Origin of the sequence: Rathayibacter sp. AY1A7, assembly GCF_002930845.1 — a bacterium.
In the GTDB taxonomy this organism is placed as follows: Bacteria; Actinomycetota; Actinomycetes; order Actinomycetales; family Microbacteriaceae; genus Rathayibacter.
Genome location: NZ_PSTL01000014.1, coordinates 22,815 through 42,222, shown reverse-complemented (window position 1 = coordinate 42,222; position 19,408 = coordinate 22,815). Strand labels below are relative to the sequence as shown.

Genomic DNA, 19,408 nt, shown 5'->3' with positions numbered 1-19,408 from the left:
CGCGCGCCTCGGAAGCGGGCGTGCGGATCCGTCGATGCGCGGACCCTACGATGGACGGAACGTCGAAGGGAGCCGCGCATGCCCGCGACCGTCCGCGATCTTCTGGCCGAACCGGCCTTCCGCCTCCGCGTGCTCGCCGGCGTCCACGACGAGGCCGACCTCGACGCCCCTCTGGTGTGGGCGCACTCCTCGGACCTCGTCGATCCGACGCCCTGGCTCGAGTCGGGCCAGCTGCTGCTGACCGACGGCGTCCACTTCACCGGGCACGACAGCGCCGAGTTCTCGGAGGAGTACGTCGCCCGGCTGCGCGGCCGCGGCATCCGCGCGCTCGGCTTCGCCACCCGCATCGTGCACGACGAGGTGCCCGCCGCTCTCGTCACGGCGTGCGAGCGCCAGGGCCTGCCGCTGCTGGAGGTGGCGGACCTGACTCCGTTCATGGGGATCATCCGCTTCGTCGCCGACGTGATCTCGCGGGAGCAGCGCGAGCGGCTGGAGTGGTCGCTCGAGGCGCAGCGGCGGGTCGCCCGCGCGGCGCTGCGGCCGGACGGGCTCGCGGCGATCCTCACCGAGCTGGAGCGGCAGCTGGACTGCTGGGTCGCCCTCTACGACGCGGCCGGGCAGAGGGTGCACCTGCCCACCCGGCTCGACGTGCCGGCGGAGGAGGCGGTCGCCGCGGCCGCGAGGCACGCCCTGACCCGCGGCAGCCGAGCGGGACTCCGACTCGACGACGGCGGCGGAGTGACGCTGCAGACGATCGGGCGCCGCGACCACCTGCGCGGGGTGCTCGCCGTGGGCACGGGCACGCCCCTGGACCCGGCGGGCAGCGACCTCGTCGCGAGCGTCATCGCCCTGGCGAGCATCGCGCTGGAGCAGCGGCGCGCGTTGGACTCCTCCCGCCGGCAGCTGCGCTCCGGACTGCTCGAGCTGCTGGCCGCGGGAGCCTTCGACGTCGCCGAGAGCACCGCACGGCGCCTGGGGAGCCCGCTGCCCGCCGAGCCCGTGCGGGTGGTCGTGCTGAGCGCGCCCGTGCACGGCGACTCGCTCCTCGACGAGCTGGAGGTCGTGGCGGAGGAGGACGGCGCGCGCCTGTTCTTCGCCGAGAGGGACGGCTCGCTCGTCGCCGTCGCCGCCGCCGACGGACTCGGGCCGCTGACCGCCGTGCTGGAGCGGCACGGCGCGAGCGCCGGCGCCTCCGCCCCGATCGGCTGGTCGGACCTGGACCGGGGCCTCGAGGAGGCGCGGCGCGCCGCCGAGCGGACGGGAGACGGGACGGTGGTCCGGTTCGAGGACGTCGCCGCCCAGGGGATGATCGGGCTCCTCGCCGCCGCCGGAGCCGCACCGCTCGCCCGCCGGATGCTCGCACCGCTGCTGACCCCCGAGGGAGCCGTGCTGCTCGAGAGCGCCCGCGTCTGGCTCCGCCGCAACGGCGCCTGGGAGCCCGCCGCCCGCGACCTCGGCGTGCACCGTCACACCCTCCGCAACCGCATCACCGCCGTCGAGCGCGCCCTCGGCCTCGACCTCGACGACGTCTCCGCCCGCACCGAGCTCTGGACGGCGCTGCGGCTGCACTCATAGCCGATCTCCTCCTGGCGTCGTCGATCGGCCGCGGTCGGTCTCAGGAGGTGGGGACGCTGGGAAGAGCGGGTCGCGTACCGCGCACGACGATCCGCTCCCACGCGGATCGCCGGTTGCGCGGTGCTGGAAAGCCTCTCTCCTCCTGCGTCGTCGATCGGCCGCGGTCGGCCGGGGAGGGTGGTCCCGCTGGGAAGAGCGGGTCGCGTACCGCGCACGACGATCCGCTCACACGCGGATCGACGGTTGCGCGGTGCTGGAAAGCCTCTCTCCTCCTGCGTCGTCGATCGGCCGCGGTCGGCCGGGGAGGGTGGTCGCGTTCCGCAGAGCGGGTTGCATACCGCGCACGACGATCCGCTCCCACGCGGATCGCCGGTTGCGCGGTGCTCAAGAGCCTCTCTCCTCCTTCGTCGTCGATCGGCCGCGGTCGGCCTCAGAACGCGGGAACGATGGGAAGAGCGGGTCGCGTACCGCGCACGACGATCCGCTCCCACGCGGATCGCCGGTTGCGCGGTGCTCAAGAGCCTCTCTCCTCCTGCGTCGTCGATCGGCCGCGGTCGGCTGGGGAGGGTGGTCGCGCGGGGAAGAGCGGGTCGCGTACCGCGACTGCGGGCGATCGACGACGCCAGGAGGAGAGAGCCTCACGAGCACCGCGGAGCGCAACCGGTGATCCGCGTCTCAGCGGATCGACGTGCGCGGAACGCAGGACGCTCTGCGAGACGCGACCACCCTCCCAGGCCGACTGCGGGCGATCGACGACGAAGGAGGAGAGAGCCTAGGAATGCTGCGGGAACCCGAGGTTGATGCCGCCGTGGGAGGGGTCGAGCCAGCGGCTGGTGATGGCCTTCTGCTGGGTGAAGAAGCGGACGCCTTCGGCTCCGTGGGCCTTGGTGTCGCCGAAGAGGGACGCTTTCCAGCCGCCGAAGGAGAACGTGGCGACGGGGACGGGGATGGGGACGTTGATGCCGATCATGCCGACCTCGACCTCGTTCTGGAAGCGGCGGGCCGCTCCTCCGTCGTTGGTGAAGATGGCCGTGCCGTTGCCGAAGGCGCCGTTGTTGATGAGTGCGACGCCCTCCTCGTAGGAGGCGACGCGGACGATGGACAGCACCGGTCCGAAGATCTCCTCCGTGTAGGCGCGGGAGGTCGTGGGGACCTTGTCGAGCAGGGTCGGGCCGAGCCAGAAGCCGTTCGCGTCGCCGTCCACCTCGATCCCGCGCCCGTCGATCACGACCTCCGCGCCGTCCTCCTCCGCGATCGCGATGTAGGAGGCGACCTTGTCGCGGTGCGCCTCGGTGACGAGCGGGCCCATGTCGCAGCCACGGCGGCCGTCGCCGATGCGCAGCTTCGACGCCCTGTCCTGGATCCTGGTGATGAGCTCGTCGGCGACGGGCTCGACCGCGACGACGACCGAGATCGCCATGCACCGCTCGCCCGCCGAGCCGAAGCCGGCGTTGATGGCGGAGTCGGCGACGAGGTCGAGGTCCGCGTCGGGGAGCACCAGCATGTGGTTCTTCGCCCCACCGAGGGCCTGGACGCGCTTGCCGTGGCGGGTGCCCGTCTCGTAGACGTACTGCGCGATCGGGGTCGAGCCGACGAACGAGATCGAGCGCACGTCGGGGTGCTCGAGCAGCCCGTCGACGGCCTGCTTGTCGCCGTTGAGCACCGTGTAGACGCCGTCGGGGAGGCCGGCCTCCTTCCAGAGGGCGCCGAGCCAGATCGCCGGGGACGGGTCCTTCTCGGAGGGCTTCACCACGACGGTGTTGCCGGCGGCGATGGCGATGGGGAAGAACCACATCGGCACCATCGCAGGGAAGTTGAAGGGGGAGATGATCCCGACCACGCCCAGCGGCTGCTTGGTCGAGTAGACGTCGACGCCGGTGGAGACCTGCTCCGAGTACTCGCCCTTGAGGTGGTGCGCGAGACCGGTCGCGAACTCCACGACCTCCTGGCCTCGGGTGATCTCGCCGAGCGCGTCCGAGACGACCTTGCCGTGCTCCGACGTGATCAGCTCGGCGAGCTCCTGCTTCTTCGCCTCGAGGAGCTCGCGGAAGCGGAAGACGATCTGCTGCCGCTTCGCGAGCGACGTGTCGCGCCAGGCGGGGAAGGCGGCCTTCGCGGAGGCGACGGCGGCGTCCACCTCGGCGGAGTCGGCGAGCGCGACCTCCTTGGTCGCGACTCCCAGCGCCGGGTCGTAGACGGGAGCGGTGCGGCCGGACGAGGAGGCCGAGGGAGCCCCGTCGATCCAGTGGCCGACGACGGACAGGGCGGTGGCGGGCTCGGCGATGCTCATGGCGACGACTGTAGGGGCGTGACCACGGCCGCGGGGGTGCCGATCCGTCCAGCAGTGGAGGGGTGGTCTGGACGGATCGGCGCGCTCAGTCGGTGGGACGGGAGGCGTCGGCGTCGGGCGAAGGGGTGGCCGCGTCGGGGCTCGAGGCGGCGGGGTCGGCCGCGCTCGGGCCCGCAGCGCCGGGATCCGCAGCATCGGGGTCGGCCGCGCTCGGGCCCGCAGCGCCGAGGTCGGCGGCGCCGGCGCCGGCAGCGTCCGGCTCCGCGGCGTCCGGCTCCGCACCATCGGGATCGGCACCGGAGTCGGCAGCATCCTGCTCGGCTGTACCGGTCTCCTCACCGTTCACCTCGGCAGCGGACGCTTCAGCCGCAGTCTCCGCCGCACCCGCCGGGTCGAACCGCGCCAGCGCCGCCGTGATGTTGTCGTGCCCGCCGCGCTCGTTCGCCCAGGCGACCAGCGCCTCCGCGAGCGTGACCGGATCCGCGCCCACCCGCTCCTGCGCCTCGCGCAGCACGCGCGCGAGGTCCTCAGCGGCGGACGCGTAGTTCCACAGCCCGTCGGAGCAGACCAGAACCCAGCCCGGCTCGGTCAGCTCCTCGGAGGCGACCTGCGGCTCCTCGTCGTGCGCGTCGGCGCCGAGCCAGCGGGTGATGGCGTGAGCGTCGGGCGCCGTCTCGGCCTGCTCCCGCGGCACTCCCGAGGCGATCTGCTCCTGCGCCCACGAATCGTCGACCGTGAGCTGCCGCGGCTCGCCCGCGTCCGGCATCCAGTAGCTGCGGCTGTCGCCCACGTTGCCCGTGACGAGCAGCGCGCCGTCCAGCACCGCCGCGGTGAAGGTGCACGAGGGCGGATTCGACCGCTTCTCGGGCACGGCCGCGTCGATCGCTCCGGAGGCGCGCGCGGTGGCCATCTGCAGCAGCGCGCGCCAGCGGTCCGCTCCCGCGCTCTCCCCGCCGACCTCGGCCTGCAGTGCGCTGAGTGCCGCACGGGCCGCGGCGAGCGACGCCTTGTCGGAGTCGGGGGTCGAGGAGACCCCGTCGCAGACCACGAGCAGCGCCGTCCTCAGAGAGCCGTCGGCGCCGGTGGTCGCCCCGAGCGCCATCGCGTCCTCGTTGGCCGGGTGCCGGAGCCCGCGGTCGCAGACGCCGCCGACCAGCGGGTGCGGCGCTTCGGCCCAGTGCTCGCGCTCGGTCGGAGCGGGGCGTCCGCACTGCTCGCAGTAGCCGTCCTCGGCGACCGCTCCCCCGCAGTAGACGCAGGCGGCGGATCCGCCGACGGCGACGGGCGGAGCGGAGGGGGTGGCCGCGACGATCAGCGGCGTCCCGCAGGCCTCGCAGAACGCGTCGCCCGTCGTGACCGGCTCGCCGCAGTTCGGGCAGGGAGTCGACAGCGCGCCGCTCATGTCAGCGTCCAGCGTCGGACCTCGTTGGCCCGGTCGACGAGGCGCAGGCGCTCGTCGCGCTCGCGAGTGGAGGCGGCGAGCGCGCGGTAGGAGGCCTCGAGGCCGTCGCGGATGGCGGCCTCGTTCGCCTCGACCCCGCCGAGGGTCGCTCCCTCGGCCGGGCCGTCGCGCCGCACCAGCTCGAGGGCGGAGGCGAGGACCTGAGTCGTGAGCTCGAGGCGGGTCCGCTGATCGATCGACACGGAGTCGACGCTCGCGAGGGCGGCCGAGAGCGCGGGCAGCCCGCGGCCCGACTCCGCCAGCAGCTCCGCCCGGCGGCGGCGCGCGTCGGAGTAGGAGGAGCGCGTGGGCGCGACGATGTCGAGCGCGTCGAGCGCCCCGTCGAGGTCGGAGCGCAGCTGCCGCACCCGCGCGAGACCGAAGGCGGCGGGTGCCGTGTAGTTCGCGTCGGCGCGGGCGCAGATCACGTAGAGGGACTCGGCGACCTCGGGCTCACCGCTCGCCTCGCACGCCGCGGCGAGCGCGAGCTTCGGGGCGAGCTCGCCGGGGACCTGCCCGTAGACGGTGTTGAAGGAGGCGCGGGCCCCGATGTCGTCGCCGCGCGCGAGCTGCGCGAGACCGCTCATCCAGACCGCCCGCCACTCCCACGGGTCCTCCGTGAGGATCTCGCCCGTCGCGCGGGCCGCCTCCTCCCAGCGCTGCGCCTCGATCGCCGCCCGGGCGCGGGCGAGCCGCACCTCGACCGTCACGGTGGGCGCGAGCGCGAGAGCGCGCAGGCGCACGATCGGGTCGGCGACGTTCACGCCCGCGAGCCACGACCGGGCGGGATCGGACTCGTCGCGGCGGAGCGCCGGCAGCGCGTCCCACGGCGGGACGCGGTCGACCACGTCGGCCACGGGCGCCTCGAACAGGGCCGACTCCGTCGAGTGCAGCGCGGGGTGTCCGGGACCGCGGTCGGTCGCGACGACCTCGCGCAGCACCCCGAGCAGCTGGCCGCGCATCTCGTCCACCGTGGCGAAGCGGTCCTGCGGGTCGGGAGCGCACGCCTTCGCGATCAGGCGGTAGAAGGAGTCGTAGCGCTGGAACAGCGGTGTCTCGGACACCGGCGGCAGCGAGGCGACGAAGGTCGTCTGGTTGCCGCGGAAGTCGAGCACCAGCGAGGCCAGCGTGCGGCCGATCGTGTAGACGTCGGAGGCGACCGAGGGACCGAGGTCGGCGACCTCCGGAGCCTGGTAGCCGACGGTGCCGTAGATGGCGGAGTCCTCGTCGTCGATCCGGCGCACTCCGCCGAGGTCGATCAGCTTGACCTGGTCGCCCACCTGGATCATGTTGTCCGGCTTGAAGTCGCAGTAGAGCAGGCCGTGGTCGTGCAGGTAGGCGAAGGCGGGCATGACCTCGAGCACGAAGGCGAGCGCCTGGTCCACCGGAAGCGGATCCGCGGCGCCGCCGTTGGCGTCCAGCCGCTCCTTCAGGATCTGCTTGAGGCTCGGCCCGCCGACGTACTCCATCACGATGTAGCCGGCGCCGTCGTGCAGGACGAAGTTGTAGATCTCGACGATCAGCGGGTGCTCGACCTCGGCCAGGAACCGGCGCTCGGTGACGGCCGCCGCGTACGCATCGGGGTCGCCGGAGTTGAGCAGGCCCTTGAGCACCACCCAGCGCCCCGAGACGTTCCGGTCGCGCGCGAGGTAGATCCAGCCGAGGCCGCCGTAGGCCAGGCAGCCGACGACCTCGTACTGGCCGCCGACGACATCGCCCTTCACCAGCTGCGGGGTGAACGAGAACGGCGTGCGGCAGTTGGGGCAGAACCCCTCGGTGCGGCCGGGCCGACCGTCGCGCCCGCGGCCGACGGCGGTGCCGCAGTGCGAGCAGAAGCGCTTGCGCTCGGGGAGGACCGCCTCGGTCATCAGGGCGGCCATCGGGTCGGCGGCCGGGCGGGACGGGACGGTGGTGAGCCCGGCGCCGAGCCTCGGGCCGCGCAATCGGGTCGAGGTGGTGCCGACGCGGCGGGTGACCTTCGAGCCGGTCTGCGCCGTGCGGGCGGAGCCGAGGGCGGCGGTGGCGAGGCGGGCGGAGGAGGTGCGCGTGCTGCGCGCGGTGGCCGACTCCTCCGCGGGGCCGGGTGCCGTGGCGCCGGGGGTGCCCTCGACGAAGCCGGTGCCGAAGGCGGCGGAGGCGGTGGCCGGCGGGGAGGCCGGGGCGGCGCGGCGCGCGGTCGGCGCGGAGGCGGCGGCGCCCTCCTCGGGCGGCAGGCCGCAGACGTTGCAGTAGCCGTCCTCGATCGTCCCGGTGCAGCCGGGAGTCGCGGTGCAGGGGGCGCCGTTCATGGGGTGGCCTTCCGGTGGTGCGCGGGGTCGGGGTGCGGGAGGTCGCGGGTGACGACGTCGTACTGCTCGACCAGGTGGCGGGCGAGCGGAACGGAGCAGGGCACCGCGTCGAGGGCGGCGCGCACCTCCTCCTCGGCCGCGACGCCGACGGCGGTGGCAGCGCGGCCGTTGCCCTCGGCCCGCTCCCGCAGCGCCCGGAGGCGGAAGCCCAGGGCGGCCCGTTCGCGCAGCGGCGAGGTGTAGGCGGCCTCGACCGCGTCGAACGCGCGGCCGACGGCGGTCAGGCGGGCGAGGTGCGCGTCGAGCGCCTCGCGGTCGGACGGAGGATCGCCCAGCCGGGAGACGTCGGGCACGGCCAGCCGCGGCGGGTCGGCGATCTCGCGGCGGCAGCGGGCCACGAGCTCGCGCAGCGGCGCCTCGCGGCGCTCGGCCGCCTCCGCCAGCTCGTGCGCCCGACGGCGGTCGCGCTCGAGTCCGCGCCGCTCGGACGCGGCGATGATCAGGTCGCGCTCGAGCCGGGCGGAGTCGCTCTCGAGCTGGCCGAGCGGCCCCGACACGTCGGCTCCCCGACCCGCCCGCTCGGCGAGCGCGTCGAGGCGGGAGCGCAGCACGGCGACCCGCTCCGCCCGCTCGCGGTCGACCGTGCCGCCGCCGTCACGGGTGAGGTCGCGGCAGCGCTCGATCTCGGCGCGCACCCCCACGATCCGCCCGGCGACGTCGGTGCCGCTGGGGTCGAGCTCGAGCCGGGAGCGCAGCTGGCCGACGACCGCGTCGCAGAGGCGCACCGCCTCCACCAGCGAGACCGCGCCGCTCCCGGAGGCGTCGAGACGGCCCCAGATCAGCTGCGACATCCGCTCGCGCGCCACGACGTCGACGCGGCCGGAGTCCCAGACCGCCTCGAGCTCGGCGAGGCGCCGGGTGACGGACTCGCGGAGCGACTGGGCGAGCACCACGTCGGCCGTGTAGTTCTCGGCCTGCGGCGACGCCAGCGCGGCGGCGTCCAGCCGCGAGAGCTCGCGCGTGGTCCGCTGGAGCCAGCGGGTGAGAGCGGCGAGGTACTCGAAGAGCTCGCGCTGCGGCGCGGCCTCCCCGAGCCGGCCCGGAGCGACGGGGGTCCCCTCCGCGAGACCGGTGCTCATCGGCCGTACACCGGGGCCGGCGGCGAGGCCTCGCCGAGGACCCCGAGCCAGCGCTCGTAGATGCTCTGCCACCGGCCGTCGCTGCGGATGCTCTCGAGCGAGGCGTTGACGAAGCGCACGAAGTCGGGGTCGTCGGCGGGCAGGCCGAGGCCGTAGGGCTCCGAGCTCAGGGCGTCGCCGACGACCTTCGCGTACGGATCCTGCGCCACGAAGCCCGCGAGGATCGTGTCGTCGCCCGCGATGGCGTCGACCTCGCCGGCCTGGAAGAGGGCGAGGCACTGCGAGTGCGTGGCGGCCTCGACGGCCTCGACCTCCGGGTAGTCGTTCTGCAGGCGGCTGAGCGTCGTGGTGCCGCTGGGCGCGCAGACCCTCTCGCCGCCGAGGTCGCCGATGCCCGTGATCGGGACGCCGTCGGGGTCGTCGGAGACGAGCACCTTGAGGCCGGCGTCGTAGTACTCGGACGAGAAGGCGATCGAGCTCCAGCGATCGCAGGTCATCGTGAGGGTGCGGGCCACCATGTCGACCTGCGGGGCGCCGTCGCCGCCGGTGAGCGCGGGGAGGCGCTGAGCGGAGGTGATCACGACGTAGTCGATGGAGTCGCTGCCGAGGATCGCCCGGGCGACCTCGCGGGCGATGTCGACGTCGAAGCCCTCGATCGCCCCCGTGATCGGGTTGCGGGCGCTCATCAGGAGGGTGTCGGCCGAGACGCCGACGCGCAGGGTCCCGCGCCCGCGGATCTCCGCGAGCCTGGTGCTGTCGGTCACGCCGGTCGGCGCGTAGGAGGTGACCGCTGAGGGCGAGCAGTCCGCCGCGGCAGGAGCGGCGGGAGCGGACGCGCTCGCCGTCGGAGTCGGGGTCGCCGCGGCGAGGGGCGTGCCGAGGTCGTCCGCCCCCGTCGTGCAGCCGGTGAGGGCGAGAGCCGCGGCGGTGGCCAGGGCGAGGGCGGCGGCGCGCAGGCGGTTCATCGGTACTCCTCCAGTCGCTGGGCGATGCCGCGCCAGGCGAAGACGGCTCCGGCGAGACCGGCCGCCAGCAGGATCCACGAGACGAGGGTCGCGAACTCCGCGCCTCGATCGAGCGTGGTGGCGGCGGCCAGTGCCTTCTCCTGCACCACGTCGCGGGCGTCGTCGGAGAAGGTGGTGAAGAGGTCGTTCGGCGTGCCGTTCCCGGTGATCGTGGCGACGCGGACGGCCTGGTCCCAGTTCCCGGCGTCGTCCGCCTCCCGGATCTCCTCGTGGAACGACTGCCACTGCCCGAACTCGTCGACGAGCCGCGTCCTCGCGAGCTCGTCCTGCAGGTCGCCCGACAGCTTCTCCCGGGCGGAGTCGACTGCCTGGGTGTAGCGCTCCTCGAGGGCGGCGCCGGAGCCGCGCTTGATCAGCGTGAAGCTCTCGAGCGACTTGGCGTCGCTCGCGGCGATGAGCGCGTTCGACACGGTGAGCGCCTCGCGGTAGGACTCGACCCGCGCCGTCCCCGCGTCCGCCGCGACCGATCCGTAGGCGAGCGCCCCGCCGACGCCGACGACCAGCAGGAGGGCGGTCCCCGTGGCGAGAGGGCGGTTGAGGTAGCGGTGCGTGCGGCGGGCGAGCCAGAGCTGCGCCGCCAGGAGGAGGACCAGCATCACGAGCGAGCCGATCATGAGCAGGACGCTCCAGCGGACGGCGTCGTAGGCGGCCGCGACCCGGTCGGCACCGGAGTCGACGAGCCCGTCGAGGTCCTCGAGGATGCCGCCGTCTCCCGAGAGGGCCGTCGACGCCTGGTCGAGATACGCCGAGGCGACGGGGAAGCCCTGCCGGTTGTTGGCCCGCGCCTGCTCGATCAGCCCGCTGTAGGTCGTGATGCTGCTGGCGACCCGGGCGAGGGCCCGGGTGTCCGCCGAGTCGGCGGCCGAGAGTCCGGCGATCGCGGAGGCGGCGCCGGTGAGGCTCGAGACGTACGACGCCCGCAGCTCGGTCGGCTCCAGTCCGCCGACGAGGAAGGTGTTGGCCGCGATCGCGTTGGCGTCCACCAGCAGCGTGCGGACGTTCTGCACGCCGAGCAGCTGCGCCGACTGCTCCCGGGCCGTGGTCGCGGCGCGCGCCTGCATCGCTCCTGCCTGCTGCGCGAACACGCCGAACAGCACGGCCGCCAGCGCCGTCAGGGCGAGCAGGAGGCGCAGGGTGGCCGGAGTGGTCGCGGTCGCGCGGGCGAGCAGCGACGGCTTCCGCTGCGCCGGCCGGTTGGCGACCTGGACGAGGGGCGGCTCGGGGATCCTCTGCGCGGGCGGCGCGGCGGGTGCGGTGCTCAACGGCTCTCCTCCTCGGGGTCGTCGGTGACGGGGGCGGCCGTGCCGCTCGGGGCGGCGTCCGCCTGCCCGAGGGCCTCCTCCGAGCCCTCGACCGAGCCCTCGTCGTCGTCGCCGGCTCCGTCCGGGCTGCTCGAGGCTTCGGGGCTCTCCACCACGTCCTCGGGGAGCAGGATGCGCAGCTCGTCGAGCGTCGGCTCCTCCACGTCGCGGAGGCGCCAGGCGTGCCGGGCGATCGCCGCGTCGAGGACGTTGCGGACCCAGCGCCCGTTGCCGAACGCCTCCGTGCGCTGCTGCGCCGAGGCGAGGCCCGCGAACGCGGCGAGCGCCTCCTCCGTCGGCTCGAAGTCCGCGGAGGCGGCGAGGCGGCCGAAGATCGCCGAGAGCTCGTCGTCGGAGTAGTCGGCGAAGTCGATCGTGGTCGAGAAGCGGCTGGCGAGTCCCGGGTTCGTGTCGAGGAAGCCCTGCATCGGCCCGGAGTAGCCGGCGACGATCACGACGAGGTCGCCGCGGTGGTCCTCCATGTCCTTCACGAGGGTGGTGACCGCCTCCGCACCGTACTGGTCGAGCGCGAGCGCGTAGGCCTCGTCGATGAAGAGGACGCCGCCGCGCGCGGAGGCGATCACCTCCGCGGTCTTCGTCGCGGTCTGCCCGAGGTAGCCGGCCACCAGCTCCGATCGGTCGACCTCGACGAGCACGCCCTTCGAGAGGATGCCGAGCGAGCGGTAGATCCGCGAGACCAGCCGCGCCACCGTCGTCTTGCCCGTGCCGGGGTTCCCCGTGAAGACGAGGTGGCGGGTGAGCGTGGGCGTGCTGAGTCCGGCGGCCTGGCGCAGGGTGTCGATCCGGAGCAGCTGCGTCTGCCGCTTGATCTCGCTCTTCACCCGGTCGAGGCCGATCAGCGCGTCGAGCTCGGCGAGCAGGTCGTCGATGGACTCCGGCGGGTCGAGCGGCTCCGGCTCGGAGGCGGGCTCCGCGGCGGGAGCGGCGGCGGGCGCCGGCTCGTCCTGCGGACCGTCGTGCTCGGTCCGGCGGAGGCGCTCGAGGATCTCGTCGACCCCGGGCACGCCGGCCGGCAGACCGGTCGGCAGGTCGGCGCTCGCGGCACCGTCCGGCGTCCGGCCGGTCGTGTGCGGTACTCCTCCGCTCGTCGTCGGAGCGGCGCCCCGAGCGCCCGGGACGGCGGAGAGCTGGGCCGCGGCGGTCGCGGAGGCGGAGGCGATGCCGCCGATGCCCGGGTCGCCGAGAGCGCTGGCCGCCGAGACGACCTCGGTCAGGGCGCGGGCGTAGGCGGAGGAGTGGTGAGAGCCCGCGCCGACCAGGGCGGCCAGCTGATCGGTCGGCCCCGACCGCCAGCGCCGGCCGCTCGAGGCGGCGGTGAAGAACGCCTCCAGACCGCCCGTCGCGCCGGTCGCGGCGAGCCAGTCCTGTCCGGCGCCGCGGATCGACTCGGCGACGGCGGCGGCCAGCCGCGCACCCTCGTCGCGGACGGCCGCGGCGTCGAGGCCGGCGGCCGTCCCCGCGAGCACGAGGGCGTCCAGCGCCGGGGCGAGCGCGGTCACGAGGCGCTCGGCGGGGTCAGCGAGCCGGATCCGGACGGCGCTCCCGGCTGCGGAGGCGCGTCGAGACCGCTCGGGGAGAGCGAGGACTCCGTGAACTTCTCGGCCAGGAACTGCCCGTGCGCGATCAGCGCCGAGGCGTCCTGCCGCGAGACGGCGTCCGAGATGCGGTCGAGCGTGCCTCCGAGGAGGTCGAGCTGATCGCAGAGGATCATCAGCGAGGTCTTCCCCCTGTGCACGGCGCGGCGGTCGGCGAAGTCCCTCGGCAGGCGGAGGTAGCCCTCCACCGCCTCGGGGAGGTAGCTGGTCGCGGTCGCGACGACGGTGTGGCCCTGCCGGCTCATCCCGCCGAGGCGGTCGAGACGGGGCACCATCTCGCGGACCGTCTCGTCGATCCGCTGGATGCGCGCCGCGACGATGCCGGGAACCCGGCCCTCCGTCCGCGCGCCGACCCTGTCGAGCGCCGCGAGGATGTCGTCGCTCGTCGGGACGCTCGGCAGAGCGGGCGCGGTCTCCTCCGGCGCCGCGGGGGCACCCGTGAACAGTCGGGAGAACCAGCCCATCGGCTAGCGGCCGAGATCGAGCGAGGACGTCGCGTCGATGTCCGAGTTGCTGCGGCGGGCCCGCTCGACGTACTCGCCGGCCTTCGCCGTCTCGGTCTGCAGGACTCCGACGGTCTGGGCCATGCTGTCGAGCGCCTTGATCTTGAAGTCCGAGATCGAGTCCATCGTCTGGTAGATGTTCGCGAACGCGGCCTGCAGCTGCGGCAGCCCGACCGTGGCCGAGGCGGCCTGCGACTGGATCGAGGCCGACTGGTCGGCGAGCATGCGCGAGGTGGCCTCGATCATGTTGGACGTCGTGGTGTTCAGCGCCGTGATCTGATCGAGCACGAGGCGCTGGTTGGCGAGCGCCTGCGCCACGATGACCGCCGTGCGCAGCGCCGAGACGGTCGTGGTCGTCGCGCGGTCGACGCCCTTGATCAGCTCGACGTTGTTCTTGATGACGACGTCGATCGCTAGGTAGCCCTGGATCGACACGGCCAGCTGGGTCAGCAGGTCCTGGTGCTTCTGGCGCGCGTAGAAGAGGACGTCCTCGCGCAGCGCCTTCGCCCGCTCCGGATCGGTCGCGTCGAGCTCGGCGATCTTCGCCGAGAGCTTCACGTCGAGCCGCTCGGCGACGTAGATGTACTCGTTGAGACGGGTCATCGTCTCCCAGAGGTTCTGCTTCTCGAGGTTCAGGGCCGCGTTGTCCTTCCGCAGCTCGTCCTGCCCGTCGTACAGGGCCTGGATGATCGCGTTCAGGTGCGACTGGGCGCTCTCGTAGCGGCGGAAGTAGTCGGTGATCTTGTTGCCGAACGGGATGAAGCCCAGGATCTTCTTCTGCAGGTTGTCCTCGGACGGGTCCAGATCCTCCACCGTGCGGCGCAGCTCGAGCAGCGTCTTGCCGATGGTCGACCCCTCGGAGAGCCCGCCCTCCTGGAGGGCGCGCACCGGCGTGCTCAGCAGCCGGTTCGACGAGTCGGCGGCCGAGCGGATGTCGGCGTCGCCCATCGTGCGGATGTCGTTGGCCCGCGTCGCGAACTCGGGGCTGCGGGACTCCGTCGCCAGGAGCGTGTCGAGGTAGCCGTCGACCTTCGCCTCGAGGCCGGGCAGGGCGGCTTCCGGCACCTTCGGCGCGATCGACGGCGCCGAGGTGGTCGGCACCGCTGCCACCGGCTCCGGAGGCGTGAGCGAGAGGGCGTTCTGGACGGGCGGCTGCAGGGCCTCGGTCATCGGGATCCTCACCGTTCCTGGCGCTCGGCGCCGACTGGGATGAACGTCCGCCCAGCATATCCCGGGCCCTCCCGCGGGATCCCCGCGAGCCGCCTCGTCCGAGGACTCGACGCGATCGGGCGGCTGTGGAGGAGCATCCGCCGCCGGTCAGACCGCCTTCGGGCGCCTCCGCAGCGTCGCCACCGCGACTCCGGCCAGGGCGAGCGCGCCTCCGAGCAGCGCGGCGAGCGGCGGGGTCTCGCCCAGGACGAGCCAGGACAGCAGCACGACCACCGCGGGCACCGCGTAGGTGGACGCCGCGGTACGACCCGCGCTGGAGCGCGCGAGGACGTACCCCCACGTCGTGAAGGCGACGGCCGTCGGGAAGATCCCGAGGTAGACCACGGCCAGGATCGAGGAGAGCGGAGCGGCGGCGAGCGCCTCGACGAGCTCCGGTGCGAAGGGCAGGCACGCGACCGTGCCGGCGAGGCAGCCGAGCCAGGTCATCGTCGGCGCGTCGATCCGGCCCAGCAGGCGCTTCTGCAGGGTCGCCGCGCTGCCGTAGACGACGGCGGCCACCAGGCCGAGGGCGACGCCGATCACGTCGAACTGCCCGGTGGAGGTGGAGAACGCGATCACCGCGACGCCGGTCAGCGCCACGAGCATCCCGGCGAGGAGACGGCGGGGGAACCCCTCCCCCAGCAGCAGCCCGGCGAGCACGGCGGTGATCATCGGCGCGATGTTCACCAGCAGCGCCGCCGTCCCCGCGTCGACGTGCCGCTCCGCAGCGTTCAACGCCAGGTTGTAGACCCCGAACCAGGCGACTCCCCAGCCCAGCACGAGCAGGAGGAGGCGCCCGCGCGGGACCGCTGTGCGCGGATCCGGAGCCGCCTCCGAGCGGCGCCTCCGGGCGATGAGGACGACGCGCACCACCGTGAGCGCGAGCGACCCCACCACGATGCGGCCGAGGGTCAGCGCGCCCGGGCCGAAGTCCTCCGTCGTGGCGCGGATGCCGACGAAGGCCGACGCCCAGAGCAGGACGGTGACCGCGATCGCGCCCCACAGCAGGAGGGCGTCCCTCGTGGAGGGCGGGGCGGAGGAGGAGACGTCGGTCATGAGGCCATCGTGGCGCCGCCGGGGATTCAGCACCAGTTCCGTTCACTGTCGGATCGTTCAGCCGAACTGTACGGTCGTCTCATGCTCGACGTGCACCGGCTCCGCATCCTCCGCTCCGTCGTCGCCTCCGGCTCGATCGCGGGAGCCGCCTCCGGCCTCGGCTACACGCCGTCCGCCGTCAGCCAGCACCTCTCCGCTCTGCAGCGCGAGACCGGACTGACCCTGCTGGAGCGGGTGGGCCGCGGCGTCCGCCCGACCCCGGCCGGACGCGCCCTCGCCGCCCAGGCGGACCGCGTCCTCGAGCGCCTCGCCGAAGCGGAGGCCGTGGTGGAGGAGCTGCGCGAGGGCCGCTCCGGCCGCCTCTCGGTGACGTACTTCGCCTCCGTCGGCAGCGCCTGGATGCCGGAGGTCGCCCGCCGGCTGAGCGCCGCGTTCCCGGGCCTCGCCCTCGACCTGCGCCTGGGAGAGGAGCTCGACGACGACCTCGGAGCGCGCCCCGACGTGCAGCTCCTCGTCGCCTCCTCCGAGCCGACCGCCCCCGGATTCACGGCGCACCACCTCCTCGACGACCCCTACCTCGTCGTCCTGCCCGACGGTCACCCGCTCGCCTCACGGAGCGAGATCGACCTCGCCGAGCTCGCGAACGAGCGCTGGGTCGACAACGACCTGCCCACCGGCTGGTGCCGCCGGAACGTCGTGGAGGCCTGCGCCGCCGCCGGGTTCGCGCCGCCCTTCCACGTCCAGGCGAACGACCACATCACCGCCGCCGCGTTCGTCGCCGCGGGCATGGGAGTGACGGTCCTGCCGGAGCTCGCGGCCCACCGCCTGCCGGACGGCATCCGCGCCGTGCCCGTCGTCCGTCCCCGGCCCGTCCGCTCCCTCGAGGCCGTCGTGCGCAACTCCGCCGCCTCCTCCGCACCGGTGGCCCTGGTGCTGGAGACACTGAAGGCACTCGCCGCACGCCGTTGAGCGCGCCTGCACGGGCGAGCTCGCAGCACACCGGAGCACGATGGGCGCGTGAGCTCCGTCGAACCCGTCACCCGTTCCGCGCCCGCGCTCGGCGGACCGCGCATCCTGAAGCAGCGCTGGACCGAGGCGACGTTCCTGCACTGGCGGGTCGACCCCGCCCTGGTGGCGCCCCACCTCCCGGCCGGGACGAGGCCCGACGAGCACGACGGCTCCTCCTGGGTGGGCCTGATCCCGTTCCGGCTCTCGCGGACAGCCTTCCTCGGCGGCCCGCGGGTGCCCTGGCTCGGCACCTTCCCCGAGGTGAACGTCCGGCTCTACTCCGTCGACGAGCAGGGACGACGCGGAGTCGTGTTCGTCTCGCTCGACGCCTCCCACCTCCTTCCCGTGCTCACCGCGCAGGCGGTGTTCGGGCTCCCCTACCGCTGGGCCCGGATGAGCATCGAGCACCGCCACGGCGCGGTGATCTACGACACGATCCGGCACTCGGACTCGGCCGCCCGCTCCCGGATCGTCGTCCGCCCGGGCGACCCGGTCGGCGAGGACCCGCTCGCCTCGTTCCTCACTGCACGCTGGGCCTACCACGAGCGCCACCTGGGCTCCACCTGGTACGGCCGCAACCTGCACCGGCCGTGGCCGCTGCGCCGCGCGGAGCTGCTGGCGCTCGACGACGGGCTGCTCGACGCCGCGGGCTTCCCCGGGCTGGCGACGCGCGCGCCGGACTCGGTGCTGTACTCGGCCGGAGTGGAGACGGTGTTCACGGTGCCGCGGAAGGTGTGAGGGGGGCGACGCTCCTCCACAGACGGTTCTTCGCGATGCTGTCCGATGAAACGGCGCTCCCGAGACCCACGGCGAGACTTCGTCCGGTGAGATCAGGGCATGAAGGAATCGGCGACAGTAGACGACGCGCTCACGGAGGCGCTCGCGCTCGCCGGCTCACGGCACGCCGAGCGCTCTGCCGTCGAGGCATCCCGGTACTGGGCGATCGAGGAGGCACGCCGCCTCGCGATGGCGGCACCGGCGGCTCTCGTCGGCGAGCACGTCCAGGTGCAGGTGGATCGGGCGGAGGCGGCGCACCGGGCGCTGATCGCGGAGCTCGCGACGGGACTCCGGGTCTCGGAGGCGCACGCCTCTGCACTGGTCGACGAGGCACGCCTGCTGGTGAACGACCTCCCGGCGACGTTGCGCGCACTCGCGGACGGAGCGCTCTCCCCCGAGCACGCGCGACTCGTGGTGCGAGGAGCGCTCGACGTCCCCGCCGAGGTCCGTGGGCGCTTCGACGAGGAGGCCGCGACGATCGCGGTAGCCTGCACGCCGCCCCAGCTGCGACGCGCCCTCCGGTCGCTCCGGGAACAGCTGCACCCGCAGACGCTCAGCGAACGTCATCGGGACTGCGCCCGTCGTCGCGCGCTCTGGGTGGAGGGCCTCGACGACGGGATGGCGATCCTGCACCTCTACACCGCAGCTCCCGATGTGCTCGGTGCGATGGACAGGATCGACCGGGCCGCCCGCTCCCTCGCGGATCTGCCGGACGAGGAGAGGACGCTGGGCCAGCTCCGCGCAGACATCGCCGCTGCGCTGCTGGTCGACGGGGAGACATCGGCCGAGGGAGACGGCACGTCGATGCCTGCGGGAGTGCGCGCCGAAGTCGCGGTGACCGTGCCTGCACTGACCCTCCTCGGGCGCTCCGACCAGCCCGCCGTCCTCGATGGATACGGACCCGTCGATCCGGAGACCGCGCGGCGTCTCGCAGCAGGTGCTCCCTCGTTCACGCGGCTGCTCACCCATCCGGAGAGCGGAGCGGTCCTCTCCGTCGGACGCGACTCCTACCGAGTGCCGGCGGACCTGCGTCGCCACCTCCAGCACCGCGACGGGACCTGCCGGTTCCCGGGATGCACCCGCAGCACCCGCCACGCGGACGTCGACCACACGAACGACTGGCAGCACGGAGGCACCACGTCGGCCGACAACCTCGCGCACCTCTGCCGACACCACCACCGGCTCCGCCACACCACGGGGTGGACGCACCGGCAGGAGCCGGACGGCACGCTGCACTGGACGAGCCCGACGGGACGGCAGCATGTCACCCGGCCCGGGGAGCCAGGGAACGGGACGGAGCGCGGACACGATCCGACCGGGACCGGCGGGCCGTGACAAGGGGCAGGTCGGGTGGCGTGGACGGGCAGGTCAAGGGGCGGGCCCGCTTCGGCGCGCCCGCGTAGCGTGGACGGCACGGGCCGATAGGCGCGGAAGCGACAAGAGGGGCAGCGACATGGCAGGAACGAAGGACAGGAAAGACGCGACGACGGGGACCTCCGCGGTGCTCTTCGACATCGACGGGACCCTCGCCGACACGAACTTCCTCCACGTCGAGGCGTGGTCGCGCGCCTTCTGGCAGGCCGACCTCGTCGTGCCCGCCTGGCGCATCCAACGAGCGATCGGCGCAGACTCGTCGGAGCTGCTCGACATGCTCCTCGAGGACGACGTGAAGGAGGAGCAGCGCGCACTGGTGAAGTCGCTGCACACCAAGAACTACGCCGAGACGACAGCACGCATCGTTCCACTCCCGGGAGCTCGCGAGCTCGTCGCGACGCTCGTCGGTCGAGGCGTCCACGTCGTCCTCGCCACCTCGGCACCGCAGAACGAGCTGGACGTGCTTCTCAACGTCCTCGACTTCGGCGGCTCCGTCCACGCTGTCACCAGCGGCGCAGACGTCTCGACCGCCAAGCCAGCACCCGACCTGATCTCGATCGCGCTCGACCGCGCGGGCGTCTCCGTCGACCGCGCCATCATGGTCGGCGACGCGACCTGGGACGTCCTGGCCGCCGAGCGCGCGGGCCTGGCAACGGTCGGAGTCCTCTCCGGCGGTACCTCGGAGCACGAACTCCGCGAGGCCGGGGCCGTCGCCGTCTACGAGGACGCGGCGGCCGTCCTGACCGGTCTCGGCGAAGGGCCCCTCGCGAGCCTCCTGAACTGACCGACCGCCACCCCAGGAGGCT

15 protein-coding genes are annotated in these 19,408 nt (G+C 73.7%); 5 read left to right on the top strand and 10 right to left on the bottom strand.

What is annotated here, in order from left to right; translation table 11 throughout:
* Positions 1–78 precede the first annotated feature (78 nt).
* On the top strand, positions 79–1,575 hold the full coding sequence (locus C5B95_RS11675; protein ID WP_181068062.1) for a PucR family transcriptional regulator: 1,497 nt from the start codon (positions 79–81) through the stop codon (positions 1,573–1,575).
* A gap of 772 nt (positions 1,576–2,347) precedes the next feature.
* Here C5B95_RS11675 and C5B95_RS11670 read toward each other — a convergent pair.
* From C5B95_RS11670 to C5B95_RS11625, 10 genes are all read right to left on the bottom strand, one after another.
* The gene (locus C5B95_RS11670; RefSeq protein ID WP_104349238.1) at positions 2,348–3,865 is read right to left on the bottom strand and encodes a CoA-acylating methylmalonate-semialdehyde dehydrogenase; all 1,518 of its coding nucleotides are present in this window, start codon (positions 3,863–3,865) and stop codon (positions 2,348–2,350) included.
* An 85-nt stretch (positions 3,866–3,950) separates the two neighbouring features.
* Complete coding sequence (locus C5B95_RS11665) at positions 3,951–5,267, bottom strand: PP2C family serine/threonine-protein phosphatase (RefSeq protein WP_181068061.1); 1,317 nt, start codon at positions 5,265–5,267, stop codon at positions 3,951–3,953.
* A complete protein-coding gene (locus tag C5B95_RS11660) occupies positions 5,264–7,594 on the bottom strand; it encodes a serine/threonine-protein kinase (RefSeq protein ID WP_104349237.1) in 2,331 nt (776 codons plus the stop codon). Before C5B95_RS11660 ends, C5B95_RS11665 begins: the two co-directional genes overlap by 4 nt.
* Positions 7,591–8,733: a hypothetical protein gene (locus tag C5B95_RS11655; protein WP_104349236.1), complete on the bottom strand. Its 1,143-nt coding sequence runs from the start codon at positions 8,731–8,733 to the stop codon at positions 7,591–7,593. The genes C5B95_RS11660 and C5B95_RS11655 overlap by 4 nt, the downstream gene beginning before the upstream one ends.
* Positions 8,730–9,698: a glutamate ABC transporter substrate-binding protein gene (locus C5B95_RS11650; RefSeq protein WP_104249858.1), complete on the bottom strand. Its 969-nt coding sequence runs from the start codon at positions 9,696–9,698 to the stop codon at positions 8,730–8,732. The genes C5B95_RS11655 and C5B95_RS11650 overlap by 4 nt, the downstream gene beginning before the upstream one ends.
* Entirely contained in the window at positions 9,695–11,020 is a 1,326-nt protein-coding gene (locus C5B95_RS11645) for a hypothetical protein (protein ID WP_104226187.1), read from the bottom strand. The genes C5B95_RS11650 and C5B95_RS11645 overlap by 4 nt, the downstream gene beginning before the upstream one ends.
* Positions 11,017–12,579, bottom strand: a complete 1,563-nt coding sequence (locus C5B95_RS11640; RefSeq protein WP_258059969.1) for an AAA family ATPase — start codon at positions 12,577–12,579, stop codon at positions 11,017–11,019. Before C5B95_RS11640 ends, C5B95_RS11645 begins: the two co-directional genes overlap by 4 nt.
* Positions 12,576–13,139: a hypothetical protein gene (locus C5B95_RS11635; protein ID WP_104226185.1), complete on the bottom strand. Its 564-nt coding sequence runs from the start codon at positions 13,137–13,139 to the stop codon at positions 12,576–12,578. Before C5B95_RS11635 ends, C5B95_RS11640 begins: the two co-directional genes overlap by 4 nt.
* 3 nt (positions 13,140–13,142) lie before the next feature.
* Positions 13,143–14,348 (bottom strand): toxic anion resistance protein, encoded by a 1,206-nt coding sequence (locus tag C5B95_RS11630; protein WP_104223833.1) that lies wholly within the window; start codon positions 14,346–14,348, stop codon positions 13,143–13,145.
* 147 nt (positions 14,349–14,495) lie between these two features.
* Positions 14,496–15,443, bottom strand: coding sequence for a DMT family transporter (locus tag C5B95_RS11625; protein ID WP_104349235.1), 948 nt, complete (start codon positions 15,441–15,443; stop codon positions 14,496–14,498).
* Between the two features lie 81 nt (positions 15,444–15,524).
* Here C5B95_RS11625 and C5B95_RS11620 point away from each other — a divergent pair, with 81 nt between their 5' ends.
* The 4 genes from C5B95_RS11620 to C5B95_RS11605 all read left to right on the top strand — a co-directional run bounded on the left by C5B95_RS11620 (position 15,525) and on the right by C5B95_RS11605 (position 19,386).
* A complete protein-coding gene (locus C5B95_RS11620) occupies positions 15,525–16,412 on the top strand; it encodes a LysR family transcriptional regulator (RefSeq protein ID WP_104349234.1) in 888 nt (295 codons plus the stop codon).
* 48 nt (positions 16,413–16,460) lie between these two features.
* Positions 16,461–17,189, top strand: coding sequence for a YqjF family protein (locus tag C5B95_RS11615; protein WP_104237664.1), 729 nt, complete (start codon positions 16,461–16,463; stop codon positions 17,187–17,189).
* A gap of 99 nt (positions 17,190–17,288) precedes the next feature.
* Entirely contained in the window at positions 17,289–18,563 is a 1,275-nt protein-coding gene (locus C5B95_RS11610) for an HNH endonuclease signature motif containing protein (RefSeq protein WP_104349233.1), read from the top strand.
* A gap of 118 nt (positions 18,564–18,681) precedes the next feature.
* The gene (locus tag C5B95_RS11605) at positions 18,682–19,386 is read left to right on the top strand and encodes an HAD family hydrolase (RefSeq protein ID WP_104349232.1); all 705 of its coding nucleotides are present in this window, start codon (positions 18,682–18,684) and stop codon (positions 19,384–19,386) included.
* Positions 19,387–19,408: the final 22 nt, after the last annotated feature.